This is a genomic window from Burkholderia sp. BCC1644 (genome assembly GCF_902833225.1).
Taxonomy (GTDB): domain Bacteria; phylum Pseudomonadota; class Gammaproteobacteria; order Burkholderiales; family Burkholderiaceae; genus Burkholderia.
In genome coordinates this window covers 153,829-178,937 of the sequence record NZ_CADFEI010000006.1, presented here as the reverse complement: position 1 = coordinate 178,937, position 25,109 = coordinate 153,829, and the positions used below count along the sequence as shown (strand labels likewise).

29 protein-coding genes are annotated in these 25,109 nt (G+C 67.6%); 16 read left to right on the top strand and 13 right to left on the bottom strand.

What is annotated here, in order from left to right:
* Positions 1-4: 4 nt before the first annotated feature.
* Genes HWX87_RS14040 through HWX87_RS14030 form a run of 3 tightly spaced genes read right to left on the bottom strand, consistent with a single transcriptional unit; the run spans position 5 to position 1,385 of the window.
* Complete coding sequence (locus HWX87_RS14040) at positions 5-472, bottom strand: hypothetical protein (RefSeq protein WP_176047669.1); 468 nt, start codon at positions 470-472, stop codon at positions 5-7.
* Positions 465-968: a DUF4123 domain-containing protein gene (locus HWX87_RS14035; RefSeq protein WP_176047668.1), complete on the bottom strand. Its 504-nt coding sequence runs from the start codon at positions 966-968 to the stop codon at positions 465-467. The genes HWX87_RS14040 and HWX87_RS14035 overlap by 8 nt, the downstream gene beginning before the upstream one ends.
* A 3-nt stretch (positions 969-971) precedes the next feature.
* Complete coding sequence (locus HWX87_RS14030; RefSeq protein ID WP_176047667.1) at positions 972-1,385, bottom strand: PAAR domain-containing protein; 414 nt, start codon at positions 1,383-1,385, stop codon at positions 972-974.
* A gap of 432 nt (positions 1,386-1,817) precedes the next feature.
* Here HWX87_RS14030 and HWX87_RS14025 point away from each other — a divergent pair, with 432 nt between their 5' ends.
* From HWX87_RS14025 to HWX87_RS14015, 3 genes are all read left to right on the top strand, one after another.
* Positions 1,818-2,471, top strand: coding sequence for a peroxiredoxin (locus HWX87_RS14025; protein WP_176047666.1), 654 nt, complete (start codon positions 1,818-1,820; stop codon positions 2,469-2,471).
* 124 nt (positions 2,472-2,595) lie between these two features.
* Positions 2,596-3,666: an MBL fold metallo-hydrolase gene (locus tag HWX87_RS14020; RefSeq protein ID WP_176047665.1), complete on the top strand. Its 1,071-nt coding sequence runs from the start codon at positions 2,596-2,598 to the stop codon at positions 3,664-3,666.
* Positions 3,667-3,786: 120 nt separating this feature from the next.
* Positions 3,787-4,446 carry a glutathione S-transferase family protein gene (locus tag HWX87_RS14015; protein ID WP_176047664.1) on the top strand — a complete coding sequence of 220 codons (660 nt, stop codon included), beginning with the start codon at positions 3,787-3,789 and terminating at the stop codon, positions 4,444-4,446.
* A 103-nt stretch (positions 4,447-4,549) separates the two neighbouring features.
* Here HWX87_RS14015 and HWX87_RS14010 read toward each other — a convergent pair whose 3' ends face one another.
* The 3 genes from HWX87_RS14010 to HWX87_RS14000 form a co-directional block, all read right to left on the bottom strand.
* Complete coding sequence (locus HWX87_RS14010) at positions 4,550-5,242, bottom strand: phosphatase PAP2 family protein (RefSeq protein ID WP_176047663.1); 693 nt, start codon at positions 5,240-5,242, stop codon at positions 4,550-4,552.
* A gap of 519 nt (positions 5,243-5,761) precedes the next feature.
* On the bottom strand, positions 5,762-6,400 hold the full coding sequence (locus HWX87_RS14005) for a 2-hydroxychromene-2-carboxylate isomerase (RefSeq protein WP_176047662.1): 639 nt from the start codon (positions 6,398-6,400) through the stop codon (positions 5,762-5,764).
* Positions 6,401-6,546: 146 nt separating this feature from the next.
* Complete coding sequence (locus HWX87_RS14000; RefSeq protein ID WP_176047661.1) at positions 6,547-7,365, bottom strand: IclR family transcriptional regulator; 819 nt, start codon at positions 7,363-7,365, stop codon at positions 6,547-6,549.
* Between the two features lie 172 nt (positions 7,366-7,537).
* On the opposite strand from HWX87_RS14000, the gene HWX87_RS13995 reads away from it, so the two are divergent.
* The 4 genes from HWX87_RS13995 to HWX87_RS13980 all read left to right on the top strand — a co-directional run bounded on the left by HWX87_RS13995 (position 7,538) and on the right by HWX87_RS13980 (position 12,315).
* Entirely contained in the window at positions 7,538-8,524 is a 987-nt protein-coding gene (locus HWX87_RS13995; protein ID WP_176047660.1) for a hydroxymethylglutaryl-CoA lyase, read from the top strand.
* Positions 8,521-9,801 (top strand): CaiB/BaiF CoA-transferase family protein, encoded by a 1,281-nt coding sequence (locus HWX87_RS13990; RefSeq protein WP_176047659.1) that lies wholly within the window; start codon positions 8,521-8,523, stop codon positions 9,799-9,801. Before HWX87_RS13995 ends, HWX87_RS13990 begins: the two co-directional genes overlap by 4 nt.
* A gap of 83 nt (positions 9,802-9,884) precedes the next feature.
* Positions 9,885-11,192, top strand: a complete 1,308-nt coding sequence (locus tag HWX87_RS13985) for an MFS transporter (RefSeq protein WP_176047658.1) — start codon at positions 9,885-9,887, stop codon at positions 11,190-11,192.
* A 1-nt stretch (position 11,193) separates the two neighbouring features.
* Positions 11,194-12,315: an amidohydrolase family protein gene (locus HWX87_RS13980; protein ID WP_176047657.1), complete on the top strand. Its 1,122-nt coding sequence runs from the start codon at positions 11,194-11,196 to the stop codon at positions 12,313-12,315.
* Between the two features lie 15 nt (positions 12,316-12,330).
* On the opposite strand, the gene HWX87_RS13975 is transcribed toward HWX87_RS13980, so the two are convergent.
* The 3 genes from HWX87_RS13975 to HWX87_RS13965 form a co-directional block, all read right to left on the bottom strand.
* The gene (locus HWX87_RS13975) at positions 12,331-12,807 is read right to left on the bottom strand and encodes an SRPBCC family protein (RefSeq protein ID WP_176047656.1); all 477 of its coding nucleotides are present in this window, start codon (positions 12,805-12,807) and stop codon (positions 12,331-12,333) included.
* 127 nt (positions 12,808-12,934) lie between these two features.
* Positions 12,935-13,420 (bottom strand): SRPBCC family protein, encoded by a 486-nt coding sequence (locus tag HWX87_RS13970; RefSeq protein ID WP_176047655.1) that lies wholly within the window; start codon positions 13,418-13,420, stop codon positions 12,935-12,937.
* The gene (locus HWX87_RS13965) at positions 13,392-13,757 is read right to left on the bottom strand and encodes a metalloregulator ArsR/SmtB family transcription factor (protein ID WP_176047654.1); all 366 of its coding nucleotides are present in this window, start codon (positions 13,755-13,757) and stop codon (positions 13,392-13,394) included. Before HWX87_RS13965 ends, HWX87_RS13970 begins: the two co-directional genes overlap by 29 nt.
* A gap of 203 nt (positions 13,758-13,960) precedes the next feature.
* Between HWX87_RS13965 and HWX87_RS13960 the strand changes: the two genes are divergently transcribed.
* Both HWX87_RS13960 and HWX87_RS13955 read left to right on the top strand, forming a co-directional pair.
* The gene (locus HWX87_RS13960) at positions 13,961-14,491 is read left to right on the top strand and encodes a GNAT family N-acetyltransferase (protein WP_176047653.1); all 531 of its coding nucleotides are present in this window, start codon (positions 13,961-13,963) and stop codon (positions 14,489-14,491) included.
* Positions 14,492-14,502: 11 nt separating this feature from the next.
* A complete protein-coding gene (locus HWX87_RS13955; protein ID WP_176047652.1) occupies positions 14,503-15,288 on the top strand; it encodes a YhfC family glutamic-type intramembrane protease in 786 nt (261 codons plus the stop codon).
* Between the two features lie 15 nt (positions 15,289-15,303).
* Here the strand turns inward: HWX87_RS13955 and HWX87_RS13950 are convergent, their stop codons facing one another.
* The gene (locus tag HWX87_RS13950; protein WP_176047651.1) at positions 15,304-16,221 is read right to left on the bottom strand and encodes a DMT family transporter; all 918 of its coding nucleotides are present in this window, start codon (positions 16,219-16,221) and stop codon (positions 15,304-15,306) included.
* 259 nt (positions 16,222-16,480) lie between these two features.
* On the opposite strand from HWX87_RS13950, the gene HWX87_RS13945 reads away from it, so the two are divergent.
* Positions 16,481-17,059 (top strand): hypothetical protein, encoded by a 579-nt coding sequence (locus tag HWX87_RS13945; RefSeq protein WP_176047650.1) that lies wholly within the window; start codon positions 16,481-16,483, stop codon positions 17,057-17,059.
* A 21-nt stretch (positions 17,060-17,080) separates the two neighbouring features.
* Here HWX87_RS13945 and HWX87_RS13940 read toward each other — a convergent pair whose 3' ends face one another.
* Together HWX87_RS13940 and HWX87_RS13935 are read right to left on the bottom strand one after the other, a co-directional pair.
* Positions 17,081-17,665 (bottom strand): TetR/AcrR family transcriptional regulator, encoded by a 585-nt coding sequence (locus HWX87_RS13940; RefSeq protein ID WP_176047649.1) that lies wholly within the window; start codon positions 17,663-17,665, stop codon positions 17,081-17,083.
* 56 nt (positions 17,666-17,721) lie between these two features.
* The gene (locus HWX87_RS13935) at positions 17,722-17,973 is read right to left on the bottom strand and encodes a hypothetical protein (protein ID WP_176047648.1); all 252 of its coding nucleotides are present in this window, start codon (positions 17,971-17,973) and stop codon (positions 17,722-17,724) included.
* A gap of 60 nt (positions 17,974-18,033) precedes the next feature.
* Here HWX87_RS13935 and HWX87_RS13930 point away from each other — a divergent pair, with 60 nt between their 5' ends.
* Positions 18,034-18,738 carry an SDR family oxidoreductase gene (locus HWX87_RS13930; protein WP_176047647.1) on the top strand — a complete coding sequence of 235 codons (705 nt, stop codon included), beginning with the start codon at positions 18,034-18,036 and terminating at the stop codon, positions 18,736-18,738.
* 61 nt (positions 18,739-18,799) lie between these two features.
* Here the strand turns inward: HWX87_RS13930 and fabV are convergent, their stop codons facing one another.
* Complete coding sequence (fabV, locus tag HWX87_RS13925; protein ID WP_176047646.1) at positions 18,800-20,002, bottom strand: enoyl-ACP reductase FabV; 1,203 nt, start codon at positions 20,000-20,002, stop codon at positions 18,800-18,802.
* 161 nt (positions 20,003-20,163) lie between these two features.
* Here fabV and HWX87_RS13920 point away from each other — a divergent pair, with 161 nt between their 5' ends.
* The 5 genes from HWX87_RS13920 to HWX87_RS13900 all read left to right on the top strand — a co-directional run bounded on the left by HWX87_RS13920 (position 20,164) and on the right by HWX87_RS13900 (position 25,040).
* The gene (locus HWX87_RS13920; protein WP_176047860.1) at positions 20,164-20,697 is read left to right on the top strand and encodes a MarR family transcriptional regulator; all 534 of its coding nucleotides are present in this window, start codon (positions 20,164-20,166) and stop codon (positions 20,695-20,697) included.
* Positions 20,698-20,785: 88 nt separating this feature from the next.
* Positions 20,786-22,105 carry an SDR family oxidoreductase gene (locus HWX87_RS13915; RefSeq protein ID WP_176047645.1) on the top strand — a complete coding sequence of 440 codons (1,320 nt, stop codon included), beginning with the start codon at positions 20,786-20,788 and terminating at the stop codon, positions 22,103-22,105.
* Positions 22,102-22,572: a DUF2269 domain-containing protein gene (locus HWX87_RS13910; RefSeq protein WP_176047644.1), complete on the top strand. Its 471-nt coding sequence runs from the start codon at positions 22,102-22,104 to the stop codon at positions 22,570-22,572. The genes HWX87_RS13915 and HWX87_RS13910 overlap by 4 nt, the downstream gene beginning before the upstream one ends.
* A gap of 102 nt (positions 22,573-22,674) precedes the next feature.
* Positions 22,675-23,544, top strand: a complete 870-nt coding sequence (locus HWX87_RS13905; RefSeq protein ID WP_176047643.1) for a DUF393 domain-containing protein — start codon at positions 22,675-22,677, stop codon at positions 23,542-23,544.
* Positions 23,541-25,040 carry a TIGR01777 family oxidoreductase gene (locus HWX87_RS13900; protein ID WP_176047642.1) on the top strand — a complete coding sequence of 500 codons (1,500 nt, stop codon included), beginning with the start codon at positions 23,541-23,543 and terminating at the stop codon, positions 25,038-25,040. The genes HWX87_RS13905 and HWX87_RS13900 overlap by 4 nt, the downstream gene beginning before the upstream one ends.
* Positions 25,041-25,109 lie beyond the last annotated feature (69 nt).

Below are 25,109 nucleotides of genomic sequence, written 5' to 3'. Positions count from 1 at the left end.
CAGACTAGCCGTCCCGGCCGCTGCGGCCCCGCCCAATAAGGCGGTTCCAGCGCGAGCCAAGACTGGTCCAAGTTCCACTATCGCCGCTTCGATCGCCGGCACCGCCAATCCCCCCATGCTCAGCCTCCCCCTTGTCGTCCTGATGTTCGATGCGCCATTTCATGACGCGTAGATAATCGTGAAAACGTTCGTCGGCCGAGCGTCCGGACCGAGTCAGCCACGCGCGCGTCGCAGGTCTCTCGTAAAACTTCGGAGCGTATGCCTCGATACGAAGAAACGCAGCGACATTCTCGTCGGACTGAATGCCGAGCCGTCGAGCGGCGATGTATGCGTTCCATAGGCGCGTCGATAGCGTGCCGTCTTCGGCCAGCTTCGGGTCCGCTTTGACGAGATCCTGCCGAGCGTGTTCGACATATCCGCGTGCGTCGATCTCGGCAAGGCCGGCGACCTGTTCGCTTGTCAGCTCAAGCATGCGGGTGCACTCCCTTCAGTTTTCCATTGGTTTCGACGAGCCAGTCGAATGTCGCCACGAAGAACTGCATGCGCTGTGTGAATTCCATCAGTGACGTCATGTCGGCCATGATGCGGGCATCGTAGAAGCGGAGCAGAGCCGTGCTTCCATCCGGCAAGCGTACGTCGAGGCGGCTGCGCAGCTCGTCAGCGAGTGATTCGATCGGATATGCGCTGATCAGCCAGGACACGCCGGTGGAGCTGCTGGCCATTATGGAGAGAGTTCGCCGGATATTGCCGGCCGCAGCCTCGTAGGCAAAAAGCCATGGGCCGGCGTCGGCGAGTGATGCGTCCTGCGTGCCGTCGAACACAGCTATGGCCGACCGCGATCGTTGGGGCGATGAACTGCCGGCCGCATCAGCGTATAGAAGGCCGTCGACAAGGGCGTACAGATGCACCTGCATGGTCAACTGCTGTTGACGCTTGACGAAGAAAGCCTCGATCGAATTTTCGGTCATGGGCTATCCGCGCGCGATCATCGTCGCGGCGTTCTCGGCCGCAGCTTTCAGGCATTCGAGACAGAGCGTGGGTGAGGGGGCAAGCGCTGCAGCCGTGGGTGCGACAGCTGCGACTGCGCCGCCAGACGTCGCTTCGCCTGATCCTACGTCGTCGAATGTCGCGGACGACTGCGAGGCGATCAACGTCGCTCCGCAGGCGGTTTTCATGCCCTCGATGGCGGTTTCTCGTCCGTTGAACGTGTGCGAGTATTGCCGCCCCGTCGGCAGGATCGGAAAGACGCCTTTGCACTGCGGGCAAAGTACCTTGTGCCCGACGCCGGCAATGGGCTTTCCATCAATGGTCGCGGTCGCGCTGCCCTCCAGCACGCGGCCGCCATGCGTCGTCGTGTCGCCGACGCAAATCATGGCTCGGGCCATATGTTCTCTCGTAGGTGTGGTTTTCGTATGAATTTACCATTTCCGGGAGAACGGCTGACTGTTGGCTAACTCGCGCGTGAGACTAATGGTTAAAGATCATTGGCTTATATACCTTTGTCCGTGACCGATCGTCATCGACATGTCGATGGCATTCCTGTGAACGTAAGACGAGAACAGCCGCTAGTGTAAGGCAGCCCGCACACGCGCCCGGTCGGGCGCATCGTGCAGCTGTGCCGCATTCGTCATTGGAATCGGCCGGGGGATGACGCATGCCGTACGCCGCATGCCGGTAGTGCGCGCATTTTGAACTAGGCTATATAAACGCGCGAAACCCGGCATGTGCCATGCCTGCCCTTCGTGCGTGGACGATCGCGCGTCGCGCGCAAGCCGCGGCGCGGGCGTCGTGACGATTCCCATTTGACGGAGACGAACATGTCGATTCGACTAGGCGAGGACGCGCCCGATTTCACCGCGGAGACCACCGAGGGAACGATCCGCTTTCATGAATGGATCGGTGACCACTGGGCGATCCTGTTTTCCCATCCGAAGGATTTCACACCGGTATGCACGACCGAACTCGGTTACATGGCCGGGCTCAAGCCGGAATTCGACAAGCGCAACACGAAGATCATCGGGCTGTCGATCGATCCGGTCAGCGATCACCGGAAGTGGGTGGCGGATATCGCCGAGACGCAGGGTCACGCGGTCAACTATCCGCTGATCGGCGACGACGAGCTGAAGGTCGCGAAGCTGTACGACATGATTCATCCGAATGCGGGCGGCGGCCCGCGCACGGCGGTCGACAACGCGACCGTGCGCTCGGTGTTCGTCATCGGGCCGGACAAGAAGGTCAAGGCGATGCTCGTTTATCCGATGAGCGCGGGACGCAATTTCGACGAGGTGCTGCGGCTGCTCGACGCGTTGCAGCTCAACGCGCAGCATACGGTGGCGACGCCGGTCAACTGGCGGCCCGGCGACGATGTCATCATTCCGACGTCGGTGTCGGACGATGCGGCGAAGCAGAAGTATCCGCAAGGCTTCCGGACGCTGAAACCGTACCTGCGCTACGTGAAGCAGCCGGGCTGACGCGCCGTGCCGGCCGGATGCCGGCAGTGCAGGACCACGACGGGGCGGCCCGCGCGGCAGCCGCAGCGATAGCGGTGGCGCGGGCCGGACAATACGCATCAACCTGCGACGGAGCACCTTCGCGATGATCTTCCGGCAACTTTTCGACCCGCAATCGTCGACGTATACGTACCTGCTCGCCGACCGCGCGTCGCGCGAAGCGCTGCTGATCGACCCCGTGTTCGAGCAGGTGCGCCGCGATGCGGCGCTGCTCGACGAACTCGGGCTGCGGCTCGTCGCGACCGTCGACACGCACGTGCATGCCGATCACGTGACAGGCGCGTGGCTGCTGAAGCAGCGCACGGGCAGCGCGATCGCGATCTCGGCCGCGAGCGGCGCGCAGGGCGCCGACCGCTACCTGAACGACGGCGACCGCTGCGCGTTCGGCGCGCGCTACCTGACCGTGCGCACGACGCCCGGCCACACGAGCGGCTGCATCAGCCTCGTGCTCGACGACGAATCGACGGCCTTTACCGGCGATTGCCTGCTGATTCGCGGCACCGGCCGCACCGACTTCCAGCAGGGCGACCCGCGCGCGCTGTATCGCGCGGTGCACGGCCGGCTCTTCACGCTGCCGGCCGCGTGCCTGCTGTATCCGGCGCACGACTATCGCGGGCTCACGGTGACGAGCGTGGGCGAGGAGCGGCGCTTCAATCCGCGCCTCGGCGGCGATCTCAGCGAAGACGATTTCGCCGGTTACATGCGCAACCTCGGGCTCGCGCACCCACGCCAGATCGACGTCGCGGTGCCGGCGAACCTGCAGTGCGGCGTTGCCGCGAACGCGCCCGACGTGCAGGCGGCGCCCGACTGGGCGCCGCTCGTCTATACGTTCGCCGGGTTCTGGGAAATCGATCCGCAATGGCTCGAGGATCATCTGCCGGCCGTGCAGGTGGTCGACGTGCGCGAGCCGGACGAATTCACGGGCCCGCTCGGCCACCTGCCCGGCGCGACGCCGATCCCGCTCGGCGAGCTGGCCGCGCGTGCCGGCGAGATCGCGCGCGACCGGCCGGTCGTGACCGTGTGCCGGGCCGGCGGGCGCTCCGCGCAGGCGACCGTGATCCTGCTGAAGGCCGGCTTCGACGCGGTCGCGAATCTCGGCGGCGGGATGCTGCGCTGGCGTGCCGAAGGGCGCGTCGTGAGGGACGGCCGGTCGTAGCGATCCGAAGCAGAAAACAATTTCCGGACCGATGTCGAAACGGCCCGGCGCCGTTCGTCGTCAAGGTATCCGACCACATGGCGCCGCATGACGCGACGCCGCAACCCTGAGAGACACGCGATGATGCCGACGCTTTACGCCCATCCCTTTTCGTCCTACTGCCAGAAGGTGCTGACCGCGCTGTACGAGAACGGCACGCCGTTCGAGTATCGCCTGCTCGCGCACGACGATCCGAAGCCGATGCAGGAGCTGACCGCGCTGTGGCCGCTGAAGCGCTTTCCGGTGCTGGTCGAGGCCGGCCGTACGGTGATCGAGGCGTCGATCATCATCGAGTATCTCGGCCTGAACCATCCGGGCCCCGTGCGCCTGCTGCCCGACGATCCGCACGCCGCGCTCGAGGTGCGGATGATGGATCGTTTCTTCGACAACTACGTGTCGACGCCGCAGCAGAAGGTCGTGCACGACGCGCTGCGCCGGGAAGCCGAGCGCGACGCACGCGGCGTCGCCGATGCGCGCGCGATGCTCGATACGTCGTATGCGTGGCTGGACAACAAGATGGCCGATCGCGAATGGGCGGCCGGCGATCATTTCAGCCTCGCCGATTGCGGCGCGGCGCCATTCCTGTTCTACGCGGACTGGACGCACCGCATCGATCCGAAGTTTGCGAACGTGATCGCGTACCGCAAGCGTTTGCTGGCGCGGCCGTCGTTTGCGCGCGCGGTCGACGAGGCACGCCCGTTCCGCTCGTTCTTTCCGCTCGGCGCGCCCGATCGCGACTGACGTTCGCGGCCGTCGCGCGGCGTGCTGCCGCCGCGCATGGCCGGCAGCGCGTACCAGGGCGACGGAACGACAGCAGCAGGGGCAGCATCGCGGCACCGGTCCGTTACATCGTATGCGTGACCGACTGCGCAAGCGTCAGCAGTTCGTCGAACTGCGTGATCAGCTCGAAGCACAGCAGGAACGCGAGCGTATAGGCCGGCGCGGGAAAGCGCCGGATCATCTCCAGCACCTGCGGCGCAAAGCGTGACCGGATCGCGTCGCGCGTCAGCAACCACGCGATCGCGATGCCGATCGCGGCGCCCGCGATCAGGTCGGTCGGGTAGTGAAAACCGAGATACGCGCGCGGCAGGCAGATGAAGACGACCGAATACAGCAGCGCGACGATGCCGATGCGGCGCGCGATGATGAAGATGCCGGTCGCGATCGCCATCCACAGCATCGCGTGATCGCTCGGAAACGAACTCCATGCCTGCAACGTCGCGGCGCGCAGTCCGGCCGACGGGAAGTGCAGGTGCAAGTCGGGGTTGTAGATCGGCCGCACGCGGAACGGCAGCACCTGGGCAAGCACCCGGCCGATGGCGAGCGCGACGAGCCCGCTCGCGATCGTCGCGACCACCAGTTCGCGTTGCCGCTCGCGGTGCGGGCCCGGCTGGAACCATAGCCAGCACAGGACGGGAATGAGCACGAAGCCCTTGAACGTGTACAGGCCGGCGATCACGCGGATCGCGTGATTCATCAGCGGGCCGAACGTCACGTGGGTGAGGAAGATCTGGATCGTGGTGTCGAAATTGTTCATGTTCTGCGACCCCGGCGGACCGCAGCGCATGACGCGCGGCCGGCAGGATCTGGAAGCGCGCTCGCCCGGAGCGCAACGGGGGGCAAGTATGTCACCCGTTATTTCGAAGAAAATGCGAAAAAATACCGGGAATCCCCTGATAAAACGGGGCTGTGTGGTGGGGACGGATGGGAGAGCGCCGTGCGGTGCGGCAGGGTCGAATCGTCCGACGTTTGCGCGCGAACGGGTACGACCGTTGTAAAAATAATTGGTTGAACTGGACAATTCGTCAGGGCGGCGCGGACCTTGCACCGGATGAACGATTGCCGTGCGCCGTGCGAGCGAATCTGCCGGGCCGCGCGGAGTCATGCATGCGCCGATCGAAAATAAAAGAAAAGGCGGGCAAGCCCTGTGGGCCTGCCTGCCCGGCTGCGCGACGGGCTCGCGCGGTGCGCAGCATTGATGTGCGAGGTCGTACGGCTCGCATCGATGGACGCGACGTTCGAGGCAGGAGAAGAAGGCGGCTCCGGATGGCTGCCGTCAGCCGCGCCGGATCCCTTCCGGCAGCGCGCTGATGCGGCGCACCTCGGGCGAATCGAGCCACGTGCGCGACGTCGCGCAGTCGACGAACATGTCGGTCGCGTCCTCGCCCCAGAACAGGTCGCCGTCGAGGGCGAAGGTCGGCACGCCGAATACGCCGTCGGCGATCGCCTGATCGGTGTTCGCGCGCAGGGCATCCTTCACGGGCTGGGCTTCGACGGTCGTCACGCCGTCCGGAAAACCGACGGCTTCGCACAGCGCGGCGAAGCCTTCCGGCGTCGACACGTCGTGGCCGTCGCGCCAGATATGACGGAAGATCCGCTGGATCGCGTCGCGCGAACTGCCCATCGCGATCGCGAGGCGCAGCGGCTTGATCGGGTTGAACGGGTGCGCGGGCGGCATCCGGAATGCGATGCCGAGCTTGCCCGCGCGGTATTGCGCGTGGCGATAGGTGAAGACGCGCTTGGCTGCGATCTCAGCCGGCGCTTTCTGCCCCCAGTGCGTGAGCAGCGCGCCGAGCACGATCGGCCGCGGTTCGAACGCGGCGGCCGGCGGCAACCGGTCGAACTGTTCCTGCTGCAGATAGGCGAACGGCGAAACGAAATCGAAATACCAGGTGGCGGGGCGTGCGGCGCTCATCGAGCGTGTCTCCTCGTGCGGGTCCGGTTGACGGTGGCACGCGTGGTGCGCTCGCAGGCGGCGCGCGCGATGCGTGCATCGGCGGCCAGTGTCGCATGCTGCCGCCATTCGCGTTGCCTCATTGGCGGCCGGGCGCAGCCGGCTCCCTACGACCGTGCCGCGTCGTCCGCTGACGACGCGAGCCGCGCGAGACTGTCGCGCACGGCCGCTGCGTCGTAGCGTGCGCCCGCGCCACCGAGCGCGACGGTCGCCTTCTGTGCGAGCGGCAGCAGCATCGCAAGCGCCGCGGCCATCGCTGGCGCGGCGGCGAGCCGCGACTTCGGGCCCGACACCGTCAGCGCGCCGACGCATTCGCCGGCCGCGCCGAACACGGGCACGGATGCCGATGCCGTCTCGGGGTCGCGCTCGCCGTACGACACGGCCCACAGCTGTTCGCGCACGTCATCCCAGCGGGCGTCGTGCGTGTCGGTGAAGGCCAGCAGCACTTTCCCGGACGCCCCCTGGCGAACCGGAAATTCCTCGCCGACGCGAATCGACACGCGCACCGCGCGGGCGGGCTCGACGCGATAGAGCACCGAACGCATGTCGCCCTGGCGCACGTAGAACGACGCCGTTTCGCCGAGTTCGCGGCTCAGCGTCTCGAGCAGCGGCTCGACCACCGGGCCGACACGGAACGAACGCTGGTACAGCGCGGCGAGCCGCAGCGGCTCGTGGCCGATCGCGTACTGGCCGTCGTCGAGCTTGCGCATGAAGCCGCCATGCTCAAGCGCGGCGAGCAGCCGCAGGATCGTGCTCTTGTACAGCCCGGTGCGGCGCGACAGCTCGGCGAGCGACAGCCGGTCGTCGGTCTGGCCGAACGCACGGAGGATCGCGAACGCGCGATCGAGCACGGCGACGCCGCTGGACGCTTCTTCGGCCGCCGGATCGGGTCCGTCGCCGGCGTGATCTGCTTGATTCGTGGGCACTGCCTGTTTCCTTCGAATGATGATCGGTCGACTATATCGTTCTGTCTGACAGAACTCAAGTTCCAGAAAATCGCAATTTAGCGGGTATACCCCGCTTACCGCTTACTCACTGTGCGCCTAAAGTTCTGTCAAACAGAACGATGTTCTTTCAGATAGAACGATGAGGTGTCGAATGAATGTTTCCGAAATGCCGAAGGTGCTGGTCAGCGAGGTCGGTCCGCGCGATGGATTGCAGAGCATCAAGGCCGTGATGCCGACGGCCGGCAAGCTGCGCTGGATCACCGCGCTGGCCGCGGCCGGCCTGCGCGAGATCGAGGTCGGGTCGTTCGTGCCGGCCCGGCTGTTGCCGCAAATGGCCGACGTGCGCGAAGTCGTCGCGCATGCACTGGCGATCCCCGGGCTGCACGTCGCCGCGCTTGCGCCGAACCTGCGCGGTGCCGAGGGCGCATTCGAAGCGGGCGTGCACAAGCTGACGCTGCCGGTCTCGGTCACGGAAGCACATTCGCTGGCGAATATCCGCAAGACGCCGGCGCAGATGATTGACGAGGTGCGCGCGATCGTCGCGCTGCGCGATGCGCGGTTTCCGTCGGTGCAGATCGAGGCCGGCGTGTCGGTTGCGTTCGGCTGCACGATCGCGGGCGCCGTCAGCGACGACGAGACGATCGCGATGGCAGTCGCGATGGCTGAATGCGGTGTCGACGAGATCGGCTTGTCCGACACGAGCGGCTATGCGAACCCGGCGCAGGTGCGCCGGCTGTTCACGCGCCTGCAGCGCGAGGTCGGCGACAAGGCCGGCGGCGCGCATTTCCACAACACGCGCGGGCAGGGTCTCGCGAACGTCGTTGCGGCGCTCGATGCAGGCGTGACGACGATCGACGCGAGCCAGGGCGGCCTCGGCGGTTGCCCGTATGCGCCGGGCGCGACCGGCAATATCGTCACCGAGGATCTCGTGTTCCTGCTCGAAGCGATGGGGGTCGACACGGGCATCGACGTCGACGCGTTGCTCGCCGCGCGCGCGATCCTGCACGCGGCGCTGCCGCTCGAGGCGCTGTACGGCCACGTGCCCGACGCCGGGTTGCCGAAGGGGTTCCGCTATGCGGATGGCCGCGCGCCGACGGCGGCGCAACCGGAAGGATGCCTGGCGGGAGCCGCGCAATGAACGATCGCCAACCAGCTTCGGCGCTGCCGTACGCAGGCGTGCGCGTGATCGAGATGACGCACATGGTGATGGGCCCGACCTGCGGGATGCTGCTCGCGGATCTCGGCGCGGAAGTGATCAAGATCGAACCGATCGCGGGCGACAGCACGCGGGCGCTGCGCGGTTCCGGCGCGGGCTTCTTCGGGATGTTCAACCGCAACAAGAAGAGCCTCGCGGTCGACGTGAAGGATCCGCGCGGGCTCGAGATCGTGCTGCGGCTCGTCGCGACGGCGGACGTGTTCAGCGAGAACTTCAAGAGCGGCACGATGGAGCGCATCGGCCTGGGTTATCCGGCGCTGTACTCGCTGAATCCGCGCCTCGTGTACGTGTCGCACAAGGGTTTCCTGCCGGGGCCGTACGAGCATCGCACCGCGCTCGACGAGGTCGTGCAGATGATGGGCGGCCTCGCGTACATGACGGGCCCGGAAGGGCGGCCGCTGCGTGCGGGCGCGAGTGTGAACGACATCATGGGCGGCATGTTCGGCGCGATCGGCGCGATGGCCGCGCTCGCGCAGCGCGAGCGCACCGGCCGCGGCCAGCAGGTGCAGAGCTCGCTGTTCGAGAACAACGTGTTCCTCGTCGCGCAGCACATGATGCAGTTCGCGGTGACGGGCCAGGCCGCGTCGCCGATGCCGAGCCGGATTTCCGCGTGGGCCGTCTACGACGTGTTCTCCGTCAAGGACAACGAACAGATTTTCCTCGCGGTCGTGTCGGACACACAGTGGGCGCTGTTCTGCGATGCGTTCGGCCTGGCCGCGCTGAAGGACGATCCGCGCCTCGCGACCAATAACCTGCGCGTGCAGGCGCGCGAATGGCTGCTGCCCGAGTTGCGTGCTTGGCTGGCGTCGTACTCGGCCGCGGAGATCGGCGCGATCTTCGAATCGACCGGCCTGCCGTACGCACCGATCACGAAGCCGCAGGACCTGTTCGACGATCCGCATCTGCTCGCCACGGGCGGCCTCGAGGCCGTGACGCTGCCGGCCGATGCGAGCAGCGCCGGGCGACCGGTCGACACGCGCACCGCGCTGCTGCCGCTGACGCTCGCGGGCGAACGCCTGCGGTTGCGCTCGGCACCGCCCGCGCTCGGCCAGGACACGTGTGCGCTGCTCGGCGAGCTCGGCTACACGCCGGAAGACGCGCGTGCGCTGATCGATGCCGGTGTCGTCGCGGGTCGCCATGGCGCGGACGATGCCGCGCCGGGCGGCGCGCCTTCGGCGAACGAAGTGGCGAGTGCGTAGCGCGGCCGCGATCCCCCGAACGAACAAAGGCGTCCCGGCCGCGCACCGCGCGGACGCGGATCGCCGTATCCACGGAGACAACCATGACATCCGCTTCCCCGGCGCTGGCCGCCGATCGCGAGACCGACGCATCGGTCGAGCAGCGCGCCGTGCGCAAGGCCGCGTGGCGCTTCATCCCGCTGCTCGCGCTCACGTATTTCTTCAACTATCTGGATCGCACGAGCGTCGGGTTCGCGGCGCTCACGATGAACCGCGATCTCGGGCTGACCGCGACGCAGTTCGGCTGGGGCGCGGGGATCATGTTCGCGGGCTACTGCGTGTTCGAGGTGCCGAGCAATCTCGCGCTGTACCGCTTCGGCGCGCGGCGCTGGCTCGCCCGCATCATGATCACGTGGGGGCTGATGGCGGCCGCGACCGCGCTCGCGACCGGGCCGACGAGCTTCTACGCGATCCGGCTGCTGCTCGGCATCGGGGAAGCCGGGTTCTTTCCGGGCGTGATCTTCTTCCTCGCCGTGTGGTTTCCGGCGAGCTACCGCACGCGCGTGCTGGCGTGGTTCACCGTGTCGACGCCGCTGTCGTCGCTGATCGGCGGCCCGCTGTCGACGTGGCTGCTGCAGCTCGACGGCACGCTCGGGCTCGCCGGCTGGAAGTGGATGTTCATCGTCGAAGGGCTGCCCGCGTGCGCACTCGGTTTCCTCGTACTGAAGCTGCTGTCCGATTCGCCGGCGAATGCCGCGTGGCTGTCGGACGACGAACGCACCGCGCTGCAGCGGGCGTTCGAGCGCGAAGGCGCGGCAGCCGGCCGCAAGAAGCGCTTTGGCGTCGCGCTGCGCGACGTGCGCGTGTACGTGCTGGCGCTGATCTCGTTCGGCTTCACGATGGGCTCGTACGGGATCGGCATCTGGCTGCCGCAGATGCTGAAGGCGCACGGCATGTCGACGATGCAGACGGGCTGGGTGTCCGCGGTGCCGTACTTCTTCGCGACGGTCGCGCTGCTGTGGTGGGCGAAACGGGTGGACCGTCGAGGCGGGCCCGTCGCGAACCTGGCGGTCGGGCTGTTCATCGGCGCGGTGGCGCTTGGCGTGTCGACGCATTTCCTGACGCTCGGGCCGGCGCTCGTCGGCATCACGCTCGCGCTGATCGGCACGATTGCCGGCCGTACGATCTTCTACACGTTGCCGTCGCGCTTCCTGTCCGGCCAGGCGGCGGCCGGCGGGCTGGCGCTGATCAACTCGATCGGTGCGCTCGGCGGCTTCGCGGGCCCCTATCTCGTCGGCTACCTGAAGGACAGCTTCGGCACCTTCACGGCCGGCATGCTCGGCCTCGCGGTCGTGCTGGCGATCACGACGCTGCTCACGCTGTCGCTGTACGCGTTCGACCGGAGCGAATGACATGGACACGATTTCGACCAAGCGACGCCGGCTGCTCGGCGCGGCCGCGGCCTCGTTCGCGCTGCCCGCGTTCGCCGAGACGCCGGCCCACGATGGAGCTTCCCGCATGACGACGCAAGGCAACTATCTCGCCGTCCGCCCCGACTGGCTCGCGTCGGCGCTCGAACCCGCGCTCGAGCCCGACCTGCCGATCGTCGACGCGCATCATCATTTCTATGAACGGCCGGGCTGGATCTACATGCTCGACGACTATCTGCAGGACGCGCGCTCGGGCCACGACATCCAGGCGTCCGTCTACATGCAGGCGCAGACGCGCTATCGCGACTCGGGCCCGGCCGAACTGAAGCCGGTGGGCGAGACGGCCTATGTCGCCGGCGTGACCGAGCCGCTGCAGCACGGCCCGGTGGCCGTCGCGAAAGGTATCGTCGGCCATGCGGACCTGCGGCTCGGCGCACGCGTGCGCGACGTGCTGGAGGCGCATCTCGAAGCCGGGCGCGGACGGTTTCGCGGTGTCCGGCACCTCACCACGTGGGATGCCGATCCGACGCTCGCCAATCCGTTGTCGGCGGTGCCGCGCGGGTTGCTGCTCGATCCCGCCTATCGGGCCGGCGTCGCTCAGCTCGCGCCGCTCGGGCTGTCGTACGATGCGTGGCTGTTCTTTCCGCAACTGCCCGAACTGTTCGATCTCGCGAAGGCGAACCCCGACACGCGCATCATCGTCAATCACTGCGGCGGCGTCGTGCGGATCGCCAGCTATGCGGACAAACGGCCGGAGGTGTTCGAGCGCTGGTCGGCGTCGATGCGCGCGCTCGCGAAACTGCCGAACGTGTACGTGAAGGTCGGCGGCCTGGGGATGCGCATCAACGGGTTCGATTTCGAGAAGGGCGCGAAGCCGCCGTCTTCCGTGCAGCTCGCCGACGCGTGGAAGCCGTGGATGATGACCTGCATCGACGCGTTCGGCCCCGGGCGCTGCATGTTCGAGGGCAATTTCCCGGTCGACAAGGGCTCGTATTCGTTCGTGAACGGCTGGAACGCGTTCAAGCGGCTGACCGCGCAGGCCAGCCCGGACGAGCGCGACGCCTTGTTCCGCGGCACGGTCACGCGCGCCTACCGGCTCGGCTGACGCGCGTGCGTGCGGTCACCCGGCTTCCACCAGCGCCGCGAGCCGCGCCAGCGCCATCTGCCAGCCCGTTTCGTTGTCGGCGGCCGGCACGCCGGGCGGTACGCCGTCGTGCACGGCGTCCACGCGCGTGCCGCCGGCTTCGTCGGACAGCGTGATCGTGATCGTCATGGCGCCGCGCAGCATCGGATCGTCGGTTTCGAACACGTCGATCTCGACGATCTGCTCGTCCGGCACGAGCGTGACGAAGCGGCCGTGATACGTGTCGGTGCGCGCGCCGGACTTGCCGGTGCCGGCCGACGGCGCGTCGTAGCTCAGCGACACGCGCAGCGCGCCGCCTTCGCGCGCATCGTACGCATGCACGCGGCACGTCATGCCGTCGGGCACCTTCCACTGCTCGACCGCGTGCGGATCGAGCAGTGCGCGGTAGACGCGCCCGCGCGGTGCGTTCAGGTGCTGGCTGACCCGGGTCGAATGTGTGTGCGTGTGCAACATGTGGCCTCCCGCGGAATGTGCGCGACGGTGCACGCCGGCGGCCGGCGTGTCGTCATGCTTCCTTCAGGAATCCTAGGCGCGGGCGCGGCGGCATGCAATGGCCGCCTGCGCGGGCGCGCTCAGCCGCTCAGCGCAGATCGGCGGCGAAGGCGTCGAGCTGCGTGATGCAGGTGTTCCAGCCCTCGAAAAATCCGAGCGCTTCGTGACGCTCGCGCGTCGCGGCATCGGGGTGCATCACGCGCGCCTCGTAGCGGCTGCCCGCATCGTCGTCGGCCATCGTGATGATTGCCGTGAAGCCCATCCACGGCGCCTGCGGCCGCCAGCCGCCGGTGAGCATCGACGTGAACGCGATGCGCGATTCCGGCACGATGTCGAGGAAGCAACCAGGATTGTCGCTCGTGCCGCCGTCGGGGCCGCGCATGAACGTGTGGAAAGCGCCGCCCGGCCGCAGGTCGAATGCGCGCACCTCGGTGGTCCACGGCTTCGGGCACCACCATTCCTTCAGCAATTCGGGGTCGGTCCACGCGCGCCACAGTGCGTGGCGCGGCGCGCGCAGCGTGCGCGTGATGACGAGATCGTGGGCTTCAACGGGTTCGACGTGGCTTGCTGACATCGTGCTCCTCCTGATGGTGGCGTTCGACGAATTCGACGAGACGGTCGGAGCGCGCTTCCCACAGCGCGCGTTGTGCGGCGAGCCATGCCTCGGCCTCGGTCAGCCGGCTGCCGACCAGCGCGCAGGTGCGCGAGCGGCCGGTTTTCCGGGTCTGCACGAGGCCGCTGCGCTCGAGCACGGCGACGTGCTTCATGAACGACGGCAGCGCCATGTCGAACGGCGCGGCCAGCGCGGAAACGGTCCGCTCGCCCTGGCCGAGCGCGCTGACGATCGCGCAGCGCGTCGGATCGGCGAGGGCGTGGAAGACGTCGCTGATGCCGGGTTGAAAGTTAGCCATATGGCTAAGTGTAGACGATGCCAGCGCCGATGCAGCGGAAATTTTCGTCGCGTAGGATGAAGGGGCGGTAACGCGCGCCGACCGGGCGCGACGTTGCCGGACGCCTGCCGTCGGTGTGCACGCTTCGACGATCGGGTGGCGCGCTTTCTATCCCGGCCCATGCCGAACCCGTGCATGCGGCCCGCCTGACTACTGGAGATGGCATGACCGAATCCGTTACCGTCCGCCGCGTCGATGCGCGCGAAGCGATGGCCTGTGTCGACGCGTTGGCCGACGTGCTGATCGATTGCGTGGAGGGCGGCGCGTCCGTCAGTTTCATGTTGCCGATCGAGCGTTCGACCGCTGTCGCGTTCTGGACGCGCGTGGCCGAGGGTGTCGCGAACGACGAGCGCATCCTGCTCGTCGCCGAGGATGCGGCCGGCCGGATCCTCGGCACCGTGCAGGTCGTGACCGCGCAGCCGGAGAACCAGCCGCATCGCGCGGACATCGCGAAGATGCTCGTGTCGCGGCACGCGCGCCGGCAGGGCATCGCCGCGCGGCTGATGGCGGCGGCCGACGCGGCCGCGCGCGACGCCGGCAAGACCGTGCTCGTGCTCGACACCGTGACGGGCGGCGACGCCGAGCGGCTGTACGAGCGGGCCGGCTGGCAACGCGTCGGCGTCGTGCCGAACTTTGCGCTGATGCCCGACGGCGCGCCGTGCGCGACGACGTACTTCCACAAGCAGCTCGCGTAGCGGCAGCCGTCATGCATCCGGTCGCCCCGGTGCTGTTGTGCTTCACGCTCGCGGCGGGTGTCGTGGCGCTGATCGCGCCGGTGTGGCTCGCGGCCGCGTGGCGGCGCCGCACGCAGGTGCCGTGGCGCGTGTTTTGCTACGGCATGCTGACCTTCTTCGTGTTCCAGCCGGTGCTGCGCCTGTCGTGGCAGGCACCGCTGTTCCACTGGCTCGGGACCGATCCGCGCTGGCACCTGCCGATGCTCGTGTTTGCGGCATTGACGGCCGGGCTCTTCGAGGAGTGCGGACGCTGGGTCGCGTTCCGGTATCTGCTGCCGAAGCGGCGCGATGCGCAGACGGCCGTCATGCTCGGGCTCGGGCACGGCGGGCTGGAAGCGATGCTGCTGGTCGGCGTCGGGTTCGTCGCGCTCGGCACGGGCTACCTGCTCGCGCATGCGGGTGTCGTCGTGCCTGTCGGCATGCAGTCGCTGATCGGGTCGCAGTTCGCGGGCATGACGCTCGTGTCGCCGTTTCTCGCACTGTTCGAGCGCGTGAGCGCGATGGCTGCGCATGTCGGGCTGTCGTTGATCGTGCTGCAGGCGTTCGTTCGTGGCACGAAGCGCTGGCTTGCGTATGCGATCGCGTGCCATTTCATGTTCGACCTTGCCGCGGTGCTGCTGACGCGCTACTGGCATGTCGAGACCGTGCTGGTCGAGATGCTCCTGTTCGTGTGCAGCGTCGCCTTGCTGTGGCTGGGCGTGCGCGTGAGCCGCAGGGGAGCGGGTGCCGGCGCTACGCGCACGGGGCATGCCGCGTGACGCGTGTGGCGCGTTTCAGCCGTGCGCGATGGGGTTCGGTCGACGGATGGGCGTGCGTTTTCCCGAGCGCCACCGGCTCACGAGACTCAAGCCCATCCCGACCGTGACGATCGCGATGCCCGCGAGCGCCGCTGCATGGGGTCGTTCGCCAAGCAGCAGCATCGCTTCAAGCGTGGCAAGCAGCGGCATCAGCGCGGCGAAGGTCGCGCCGATTGCCGGGCCGAGCGCGACGACCGCCTGGCTGAAGCAGTAGAGCGCCAGCACCGACATCAGCACACCCTGGTAAATCGCCTGTGTGGCGATGGCCGCGACCGGCGCATGCAGCACGGCGCCGCCGCGCATCGCCAGATAAAACGGGCAGTAGAGCACCGCGGAGCCGACCGCCACGATGGCCGTCGCGTGCAGTGCGCCGGTGGCGGCGCGTTTTGCCGTGACGTTATAGAGGGCCCACAGCAGGCCGCCGAGCGCGAACAGCAAGAGGGCCGGCAGCCCGATCGCACCGTGCAGTGCATCGGACGCGGTCAGCGCGATGCCGGCGAGGATTGCGACGATGCCGGCGACCTGCACGGCGTTCAGCCGTTCGTGCGCGACGTGCCGGCCGAGGATGGCCGTGAACGCGATCATGCTGCCCGGCGTCAGCGCGAAATAGCCGACCGGCGCGCGGCTGAGTGCCGCCGCGACGGTCAGGATGTACGGCGCACCGGCGCCGATCACCATCAGCGCGACCGCTGCCGGGCGGAGCGTGCCGAGGCCATGACGCAGCAGGACGGGCAGCAATAGCGTGCCCGATACGGCGAAGCGAATGAACGCGATGTCGTAAGCATCAAAGGCAGCGTGCGTGACGCCGACGCGCGTGACGACCGGGAAGCCGCCCCAGATGAGCGCCGCGAGCAATCCGTAGCCGATGCCGGCGAGCCGTTCGTTGCTGTTCATGTGCAGTCCTTGCCGTGTCCGTGTGGCCGCTGCGTGAGCGGTGGAGCGAGCCGATAGGGGGCAAGGATGCGGCGCTTCGAATCATGCGTCCAATATATTATTCAGCCGCTATTAGGTCGAAAAAGATCTTTATCGAGTTGCGATCGTGAACCTCGGCGACCGGGATCTCGGCGGAAATAAAATCCGGGCCGGAAGCGTCGCCGGTCCGATATATTCACGCCAGAAGACTTCGACGAAACGCCACGGAACCGCCGCCTCGATGAAACGCTCCCACGTCGCTTTTGCCCTCACGGGCCTGCTTGTCGCGCTGCCGATTGCCGCATACGCGCTCGTCAAGCCGCTGCGCATCGTCGCGCCCGCGCTGATCCCCGGCGTGTCGTGCCCGAGCGCCGACATCTGCACGGACGATGCCGCGAAGCTCGGCGATGCACAGCAGCTCTATCGCGACGGCTATGCGCGTGCGGCGGCGGCCGTGGGCCCGTTTCACGAGGCGCCGCGCGTCGTGTTCTGCTCGACGCGTGCGTGCGCCGACGCATTCGGCCTCGGCGCGCGCGCGGCGCTGACGCTCGGCAATTTCGGGGTGGCCGTGGCGCCGCGCGGCTGGACGACCTACTTCATCGCGCACGAGCTGATCCATCATCGCCAGGCCGAAGTGCTCGGCAACCTGGCTGTCGCGACCAAGCCGCGCTGGTTGATCGAAGGGATGGCGTATTCGCTCAGCGACGATCCGCGCCATCCGCTCGCGCAGCCATTCGAAGCATGGCGCACGCGTTTCGACGCCTGGCATGCGGCGCTCGGCGGGCAGCCGCTGTGGGATGCCGCACGGGCGGTCGAGTAGCGCGGGAGGGGCGGTGCGGCGTTACGCAGGCGTGCCCGGGCCGGTGCGTCCGCCGGCCAGCGTCTGCCGTCCCGCGTCGAGGATCTCGTCGGCGAGCGCGGAATCGGTGCCCGCGATCGCGCGCGACAGCACGAGCGCGCCGACCATCTGGCTGAAGACCGCGAGCGCGTCGCGACGCGTCTGTTCCGGCGTCGCGCCTTCGGTTGCCACCATCGGTTCCAGCCGGTCGAGATAGGCGGCCAGGCCGTGCGCGTAACATGCGCGCGCTGCGTCGGTCAGTCGCGGCGCGTCGCCGGCGAAGCCGGACAGCGGGCAGCCGGCTTCGACGTTGTCGCGATGCGCGGCGGACAGATACGACGTTACCTGCGCGTCGAGACTGCCGGCGTTCGGCGAATCGGCGCGGTCGTGCATCGCCTTTTCCATTACTTCGGCGACGAGTGCGTCTTTCGACTTGAAGTGGTTGTAGAAGCCGCCTTGCGTGAAGCCGGCTTCCTTCATCAGCTCCGTCAGCCCGACGGCATCGACGCCGCGCACGCGGAACAGCCGCTCGGCGGCCGCGACGATCGCGCTCCGGTTCTCGGCAGCCTGCTGTCTTGAAACGCCCATCGATTCCTCCCTGATTTTGCCGACCGCGTCTGGCCGACCGCGTCTGGCCGATCGCGTCAATTGAAAAACACAATGGCAATCACCATTGACATGCCGGTGTGGCGCGAACACAATGCATCGCAAAGACAATGGTGATCGACATTGATATCGAGTGTAGCCGACTTGGCAGGCAATGCAAAGCCACGGCCCGGACACGGATGGCAATCGGTCGGCGTCTTTGGCGCTGCGGGACAACGGGCAGCGGACGGCTCGCCGTCTGCCACCGGCGGCGCACCGGTCAGGTACGCAATGACAACCTCGTTTTCCACCGGATCTCATGCGCGCGGCGAGCCGGCGCGCAGGCGATTCATCATGCGAAAGGAAAGATCATGAAGATCGAAGGAGCAGTCGTGTTCGTGACGGGCGCAAACCGCGGGCTCGGGCTCGAGTTTGCGAAGCAGGCGCTCGCCCGAGGGGCGCGCAAGGTCTATGCGGCGGCGCGCGATCCGGCCAGCGTGACGCTGCCGGGCGTCGTACCCGTCAAGCTCGACGTGACCGATCCGGCGGCCGTCGCGGCGGCCGCCGACGCGGCGCGCGACGTCACGCTGCTGATCAACAACGCCGGCATCGCGCGGTTCGGCAGCCTGACGGACGACGGTGCGCCCGACGCGTTGCGCGACCACTTCGAAACGAACGTGTTCGGGATGCTGGCGACGTCGAGGGCGTTTGCGGGCATCCTCGCCGGCCATGGCGGCGGCGCGATCCTGAACATCCTGTCCGTCGCGAGCTGGGTGAACCGGCCGATCCTGTCGGGCTACGGTGTGTCGAAATCGGCCGCATGGGCGCTGACCAACGGGTTGCGCCATTCGCTGCGCGAGCAGCACACGCAAGTCGTCGGGCTGCATGCAGGGTTCATCGATACCGACCTGACGGCCGGTCTCGACGTGCCGAAGGCGACGCCGGCCGACGTCGTGCGCCAGGCGTACGAAGCGATCGAGGCGGGAGAGGAAGAAGTGTCGACCGACGAGTTCACGCGGCAGGTGAAGGCCACGTTGTCGTCGGGCGTCTATCTGGAAGAACCGGCGCCGCGTTGACGCCGGCAGTAACGCGAACCCGCCGGCCGCCCGGTGAGCGCAGCGGCGGCGGGGCGTTTCGTCAGACCGTCGTGTCGATGATGCCCGGGATCTTCACGTCCGGGTTCACGTCCGCGTCGTAGTCGACGCCGGCGATCTCGAAGCCGAACAACCGCAGGAAGTCGGTCTTGTAGCCGGCGAAGTCGGTCATCTCGTACAGGTTCTCGTTCGTCACGTGGTCCCACATCGCGACGACCTTCGCCTGCACCTGCGGATCGAGTTCCTTGTAGTCGGCGCGCAGGCGGCCTTCTTCGTCGATGTGCGGCGTCGCGCCGTACAGGCTGTCCTTCAGGAGCCCGTACACCTGCTCGATGCAGCCTTCGTGCGTACCGGTTTCCTTCATCACCTTGAACAGCAGCGACAGGTACAGCGGCATCATCGGGATCGCCGAGCTGGCCTGCGTGACGACGGCCTTCAGCACCGACACGCGTGCATCGCCGCCATGCGCGGCCAGCTTGTCGCGGATCGACAGCACCTTCTTGTCGAGATCCTTCTTCGCTTCGCCGATCGAGCCGTTCCAGTAGATGTCGTGCGTGATCTGCTCGCCGAGATACGTGAACGCGGTGGTCTTCGCGCCGTCGGCCAGCACGCCGGCTTCAGCCAGCGCGTCGATCCACATCTGCCAGTCCTCGCCGCCCATCACGGCCACGGTGCCGTCGATCTCTTCCTGCGTCGCCGGTTCGAGCGCGACGTCGCGGATCACTTCCTTGTCGGTGTCGAGGCCACGGAACGTGACGGCCTTGCCGATCGGCTTGAGCGTCGAGCTGATGGTTTCGCCCGTCTTCGGATGCGTGCGACGCGGTGCCGCGAGGCTGTAGACGACCAGGTCGACCTTGCCGAGATCCTGCTTGATGGTGTCGATCGTGACCTGCTTGACCTTGTCGGAGAATGCGTCGCCGTTGATGCTGCGCGCATAGAGCCCCTTTTCGGCGGCGAATTTCTCGAACGCGGCGCTGTTGTACCAGCCGGCCGTGCCGGGCTTCGTTTCGCTGCCGGCGCGCTCGAAGAACACGCCGAGCGTGTCCGCGCCCGAGCCGAATGCGGCCGAGATCCGGGCGGCCAGGCCGTAGCCGGTCGACGCGCCGATCACGAGCACCTTTTTCGGGCCGTTGGCGATCGGGCCGTGCGAAGTCACGTAGTCGATCTGTTCCTTGACGTTGGCTTCGCAGCCGACCGGATGAGTCGTCACGCAGATGAAGCCACGCACGCGCGGTTTGATGATCATGGAAACCCTCTAGTCAGAAAGGCAGAAACGGCCTGAAATCGGAAAAATCCCGCGCATTGTAATGGAAGCGGCCGATCGCGGGCGGGCGCGGCCGGAACCTGGCCGATCGTCCAGTTATTTCTCTCTTGACAGAAATAACTGAAATGCCTAAATTTCACGGCATGGAACTCACACCGATAGCCGAACGATTCATTCTCCACTGGGGCGAAATGGGCTCGCGGTGGGGCGTCAACCGCACCGTCTCGCAGATGCACGCGCTGCTCTACCTGGCCGGCCGGCCGGTCGCGGCCGACGAGATCGCCGAGACGCTCAACGTCGCGCGCTCCAACGTCAGCACGAGCCTGAAGGAACTGCAGGCGTGGCGGCTCGCGAAGGTCGTGCACGTGCTGGGCGACCGCCGCGACCACTTCGAGACGTCGACCGACATCTGGGAGTTGTTCAAGCTGATCGTCGAAGGGCGGCGGCAGCGCGAGATCGAGCCGACGCTCACGGTGCTGCGTGATTGCCTGACGAATCCGGAGATCGCGAACGAGAGCCGCGAGACCGAACAGCGCATCCGCGACACGCTGCAGTTCGTCGAGACGCTCACGACCTGGTCGGACGAGATGCTGCGGCTCAAGCCCGATACGCTGATGAAGGCGCTCGGCATCGGCGCGAAGATCAGCCAGACGGTCAGGCGCAAGCCGTCGAAGTAAGCGGTGACGGAAGTGCGGGCGGACAGCCCGCTTTTTTCGGGGTTGATATTTCTGTCTGTACAGAAATAACTGTAAATAGAGGATGAAAATGAACGCAGTCCTGCCGTCGACCTGCCAGCACGATCGCACCGGCGCGCGCAGCATGACCGTCCTCGTCTGTGGCGCGAACGGCTTCATCGGGCGGGCGCTGTGCGCGCAGCTCGAAGCCGGCGGCCATCGCGTGCTGCGCGGCGTGCGTCATGCGGACGGCCCGCGCGACATCGCGATCGACTTCGCCAGGGACGTCGATCCGCAAGCGTGGCTGGCGCGGCTGAACGGCGTCGACGTGGTGATCAATGCGGTCGGCCTCCTCGCCGATCGACGCGGCGCGACGCTCGACGCCGTGCACCGCGCCGCGCCGTGCGCGCTTTTCACCGCGTGCTGCCGCGCCGGCGTGCGGCGCGTGATCCAGATCTCGGCGCTCGGCGTCGAGCGCGGCGATACGCGGTACTTCGCGAGCAAGCACGCGGCCGACTGCTTCCTGCAGACGCTGCCGATCGATTTCCGGATCGTGCGTCCCGCGCTTGTCTACGGTACGGACGGCACGTCGGCGCGTTTTTTCCGGATGCTCGCGAGCCTGCCGGTGCAGGTGCTGCCGGCGGGTGGCCGTCAGCGGCTGCGCCCCGTGCATGTCGACGATCTCGCCGAAGTCGTCGCGCGGCTCGTCGTGCAACCGGGCGATGCGCAGCCGGCCGGTAGCCAGGTGATCGACGTGGTCGGCCGCGACGAAGTCGAATACCGCGAGATGCTGGCCGGCTACCGTGCCGCGCTGGGATTTGCGCCGGCTGCCCGCGTGTCGCTGCCGGGCCCGCTGGCCGGCGCGGCGGCCGTGCTGTCCGGCGTGCTGCCGGGCGCGATGTTCACGCGCGACACGTGGACGATGCTGCGTGGCGGGAACACCGGCGACCCGGCGGCGACCGCGGCCGTGCTTGGCCGGCCGCCGCGCGGCATCGACAGCTTCATTGGCGCGCAGGCCGCCGCGCTGCGCCGCGATGCGCTCGCGATGTGGCGGCGCCCGTTGCTGCGGGGCGCGCTCGCGATCGTGTGGATCTGGACGGCGATTGCGAGCGCGTTCATTCATCCGCTGCATGCGAGCCTCGCGCTGCTCGCGCCTGCGCACCTGACGGGGCTGCCGGCACTGATCGCGCTCTACGCGGCCAGCGCGCTGGACTTCGCGTTCGGCATCGCGACCGTCGCTGCACCGTCGCGGCGCCTGTGGGCCGCGCAAGCGGCGCTGATCGTCGCGTATGCGGCCGTCATCGCGGTCACGATGCCGGGCCTGCTGGCCGAACCGTTCGGCCCCGTGCTGAAGAACGTGCCGATTCTCGCCATCCTGTTGATCCTCTTTTCAGAAGAAGAACAAGCATGAATACCTATCTCGTCATCAAGGCGCTTCACATCCTGTCCTCGGTGCTGCTGGTCGGCACGGGGTTCGGCACCGCGTTCTACCTGTTCTTCGCGAACCGCACGCGGTCGGTGCCCGCGATCGCGGCCGTGTCGCGGCTCGTGGTGCGCGCGGACTGGTGGTTCACGACACCGGCCGTGATCTTTCAGCCGGCGTCCGGGCTGTGGCTCGCGCATACGGCCGGCTGGTCGTGGGATACGCCGTGGCTGCTCGCGTCGATCGTGCTGTACACGATCGCCGGTGCGTGCTGGCTGCCGGTCGTGTGGCTGCAGCTGGAACTTGCATCGATGGCGAAGCTCGCGCATGCAAACGGCGACGCCGCGTTGCCCGAGCGCTACTGGCGCTATGCGAAGCGCTGGGAGCTGCTCGGCTATCCGGCGTTCTTCGCGATGCTCACGGTCTACTTCCTGATGGTGGTCAAGCCGATGTAAGCATGTCGCCGCCGCGCGGAAGCGGCGCGAGGGCGATACATGCGTGAAAGCAGTCAATCGATCGATTCATGATGCTTGCGAAAACAGGAAGGAGTGCAAAGCATGAGCGCAAGTGAATTGGTTCTTTACTTCGACGGACGCTGTCCGTTATGCGTCGCGGAAATCCGGCGTCTCGAGGCTCGCGACGTGCGACACCGGCTCGCGTTCGTCGATATCGCCGAGCCGGGCTTCGACCCGGCGCCGCTGGGCGTCGGCCTGCCCGCGCTGAATCGCGAGCTGCACGCACGCCTGCCCGACGGGCGCATGCTGACCGGCGTCGACGGCATCGTGGCCGCCCATGCGCTGGTCGGGCGCCGCTGGCTCGTCTGGCTGCTGCGCGTGCCGGCCATGCGCGATGCGCTTGCGCCGCTGTATCGCCGCTTCGCACGCAACCGTCATGCCGTTTCGCGCTGGCTCGGGTATCGCGCCGACGCGCGCTGCGACGATGCGGCGTGCGGTACCGGCGAGGCCGGCGAAAGCAGGGAAGCGGGCCGCCCCGCGCGCGACACGCTGCGCCGCATCGTCGTGAACTGGATGGCGGCGGTGGCGATCGCGCACCTGCTGATCGGTGCGGCCGTGCCGTGGGTGGCCGGCGCGCCGTGGCTCGACGCGTATCACCGCGGCATCGAGCTGCATTTCCGGGCGGGAGTGGCGCCCGACGCCGCGCGTGCCCAGCAGATCTGGTGGATGTCGCTGATCGGCGCGACGGTGCAGTGCGCGTCGGTCTGGATGCTTGCGCTCGTCCATCTCGGCAACCGGTTGCGGAAACGGGAAGTGTGGGGCTGGCTGCTGGCCGGCCTGTTGATCTGGGCGCCGCAGGACATGCTGTTGTCGTGGCAGGCGCAGGTGTGGGGCCACGTGGCGATCGACATTGCCGCACTCGTCGCGATGGTGCCGCCGCTTGTCTGGCTGTGGAGGAGGGATTCCGTATGAACACGTTGCCTGCTTTCGACTGGGCGCTCAACCTGCTGATCGTGCAGGGCGCGATGGGCGCGTTCGACACGCTTTATCACCATGAACTCACGCAGGACCTGCCGCACAGCCCGCGCGCGCGGCTCGAACTGGCGATTCATGCGGTGCGTTCCGTGCTGTACGGCCTCGTGTTTGCATCGATCGCGAACGTCGCGTTTCACGGCGCATGGGTTGCGGCGCTCGCGGCGGTCGTACTCGTCGAAGTGGTACTGACGTTGTGGGATTTCGTTGTCGAGGATCAAAGCCGCAAGCTGCCGGCGACCGAGCGTGTGCTGCACACGCTGCTGGCCGTCAACGGCGGCGCGCTGTTCGGAATGATCGCGATGCAGCTGGCCGTGTGGGCGCACGAACCGACCGCGCTGCGGTCGATCGATCTCGACTGGCGCGGCTGGCTGCTCAGCCTGTTTGCCGTCGGCGTGACGGTGTCGGGTATTCGCGACGGGATTGCCGCGTGCCGGATCGCGCAACGTGCGCCTGCCGCCAATCCGTTCGCAGGGCAGCCAGCCGGCAATGTGCTCGTGACCGGCGGGACCGGCTTCATCGGCGAAACCCTCGTGAACCAGCTGCTCGACGCAGGCCATACGGTCACGTTGCTGGCGCGCGATCCGCTGCGCGCGGCCTACCTGTTTCACGGCCGCGTGCGCAGTGTGACGTCCGTCGAACAACTGCAGCCGCACGAGCGTTTCGACACGGTCGTCAATCTCGCCGGCGCGCCGGTGCTGGGCGCGCGCTGGAGCAAGCGCCGGCAGGCGGTGCTGCTCGCGAGCCGCGTCGGCGTCACGCAGGCGCTGATGCGCTGGGTCGACTCCGCGGAGGTCAAGCCGCGCACGTGGATCCAGGCTTCGGCGATCGGCTACTACGGCGTGCGTCCGGCCGACGAGCGGCTCGACGAGGGCAGCAGTGCCGGCGCCGGCTTCATGTCCGACCTGTGCGGGCAGTGGGAGCAGTCCGCGCATCCGCTCGAGCGTTACAGCGTGCGCACGGTCGTGCTGCGGCTGGGCATCGTGTTCGGCCCCGGCGGCGCGTTGCGCCCGATGCTGCTGCCGCATTACTTCGGGATGGGCGGACGATTCGGCGACGGCGCGCAGGTGATGAGCTGGATTCACCGTGACGACGTGCTGCGGATCGTCGCACGCGCGATGTCGAACGCAGGCATGCACGGCGCCTACAACGCGGTCGCGCCGGTGCCTGTGACCCAGCGCGAGTTTGTGCAGGTCGTGACGAAGGTGCTGCGCCGCCCCGCGTGGCTGCACGTGCCGGCCGCGCCGCTGCGCGTCGCGATGGGCGAGATGGCCGAGCTGCTGCTGGACGGGCAGCGCGTGATGCCGGCGCGGCTGCATCGGGACGGCTTCATGTTCCGCTTCCCGACGGTCGAGCACGCGCTGCGTGACCTGACGAATCGGCCGCATGGCGATTTTGCGCACGCGGCCTGTCGTTTGCCGCGAGGTCGTGTATAAATTCGGCGTGAACGTGTCCGGGACGCGTCGTGCGCCCCGGACACTCCGCATCCGACCTCACAAGGAGAC

Bases quoted from the DNA above. Each gene is read 5' to 3' on its own strand.
- HWX87_RS13910 (WP_176047644.1), top strand. From the start codon at position 22,102: ATGAATACCTATCTCGTCATCAAGGCGCTTCACATCCTGTCCTCGGTG.
- HWX87_RS14020 (WP_176047665.1), top strand. From the start codon at position 2,596: ATGATCTTCCGGCAACTTTTCGACCCGCAATCGTCGACGTATACGTAC.
- HWX87_RS13930 (WP_176047647.1), top strand. From the start codon at position 18,034: ATGAAGATCGAAGGAGCAGTCGTGTTCGTGACGGGCGCAAACCGCGGG.
- HWX87_RS13980 (WP_176047657.1), top strand. From the start codon at position 11,194: ATGGACACGATTTCGACCAAGCGACGCCGGCTGCTCGGCGCGGCCGCG.
- HWX87_RS13985 (WP_176047658.1), top strand. From the start codon at position 9,885: ATGACATCCGCTTCCCCGGCGCTGGCCGCCGATCGCGAGACCGACGCA.
- HWX87_RS14025 (WP_176047666.1), top strand. From the start codon at position 1,818: ATGTCGATTCGACTAGGCGAGGACGCGCCCGATTTCACCGCGGAGACC.
- HWX87_RS13940 (WP_176047649.1), bottom strand. From the start codon at position 17,665: ATGGGCGTTTCAAGACAGCAGGCTGCCGAGAACCGGAGCGCGATCGTC.
- HWX87_RS13960 (WP_176047653.1), top strand. From the start codon at position 13,961: ATGACCGAATCCGTTACCGTCCGCCGCGTCGATGCGCGCGAAGCGATG.
- HWX87_RS14015 (WP_176047664.1), top strand. From the start codon at position 3,787: ATGATGCCGACGCTTTACGCCCATCCCTTTTCGTCCTACTGCCAGAAG.
- HWX87_RS14010 (WP_176047663.1), bottom strand. From the start codon at position 5,242: ATGAACAATTTCGACACCACGATCCAGATCTTCCTCACCCACGTGACG.
- HWX87_RS13955 (WP_176047652.1), top strand. From the start codon at position 14,503: ATGCATCCGGTCGCCCCGGTGCTGTTGTGCTTCACGCTCGCGGCGGGT.
- HWX87_RS13920 (WP_176047860.1), top strand. From the start codon at position 20,164: ATGGAACTCACACCGATAGCCGAACGATTCATTCTCCACTGGGGCGAA.
- HWX87_RS14040 (WP_176047669.1), bottom strand. From the start codon at position 472: ATGCTTGAGCTGACAAGCGAACAGGTCGCCGGCCTTGCCGAGATCGAC.
- HWX87_RS13975 (WP_176047656.1), bottom strand. From the start codon at position 12,807: ATGTTGCACACGCACACACATTCGACCCGGGTCAGCCAGCACCTGAAC.
- HWX87_RS14030 (WP_176047667.1), bottom strand. From the start codon at position 1,385: ATGGCCCGAGCCATGATTTGCGTCGGCGACACGACGACGCATGGCGGC.
- HWX87_RS13915 (WP_176047645.1), top strand. From the start codon at position 20,786: ATGAACGCAGTCCTGCCGTCGACCTGCCAGCACGATCGCACCGGCGCG.
- HWX87_RS13900 (WP_176047642.1), top strand. From the start codon at position 23,541: ATGAACACGTTGCCTGCTTTCGACTGGGCGCTCAACCTGCTGATCGTG.
- HWX87_RS13905 (WP_176047643.1), top strand. From the start codon at position 22,675: ATGAGCGCAAGTGAATTGGTTCTTTACTTCGACGGACGCTGTCCGTTA.
- HWX87_RS13950 (WP_176047651.1), bottom strand. From the start codon at position 16,221: ATGAACAGCAACGAACGGCTCGCCGGCATCGGCTACGGATTGCTCGCG.
- HWX87_RS13945 (WP_176047650.1), top strand. From the start codon at position 16,481: ATGAAACGCTCCCACGTCGCTTTTGCCCTCACGGGCCTGCTTGTCGCG.
- HWX87_RS14035 (WP_176047668.1), bottom strand. From the start codon at position 968: ATGACCGAAAATTCGATCGAGGCTTTCTTCGTCAAGCGTCAACAGCAG.
- HWX87_RS14005 (WP_176047662.1), bottom strand. From the start codon at position 6,400: ATGAGCGCCGCACGCCCCGCCACCTGGTATTTCGATTTCGTTTCGCCG.
- fabV (WP_176047646.1), bottom strand. From the start codon at position 20,002: ATGATCATCAAACCGCGCGTGCGTGGCTTCATCTGCGTGACGACTCAT.
- HWX87_RS13970 (WP_176047655.1), bottom strand. From the start codon at position 13,420: ATGTCAGCAAGCCACGTCGAACCCGTTGAAGCCCACGATCTCGTCATC.
- HWX87_RS13990 (WP_176047659.1), top strand. From the start codon at position 8,521: ATGAACGATCGCCAACCAGCTTCGGCGCTGCCGTACGCAGGCGTGCGC.
- HWX87_RS13995 (WP_176047660.1), top strand. From the start codon at position 7,538: ATGAATGTTTCCGAAATGCCGAAGGTGCTGGTCAGCGAGGTCGGTCCG.
- HWX87_RS13965 (WP_176047654.1), bottom strand. From the start codon at position 13,757: ATGGCTAACTTTCAACCCGGCATCAGCGACGTCTTCCACGCCCTCGCC.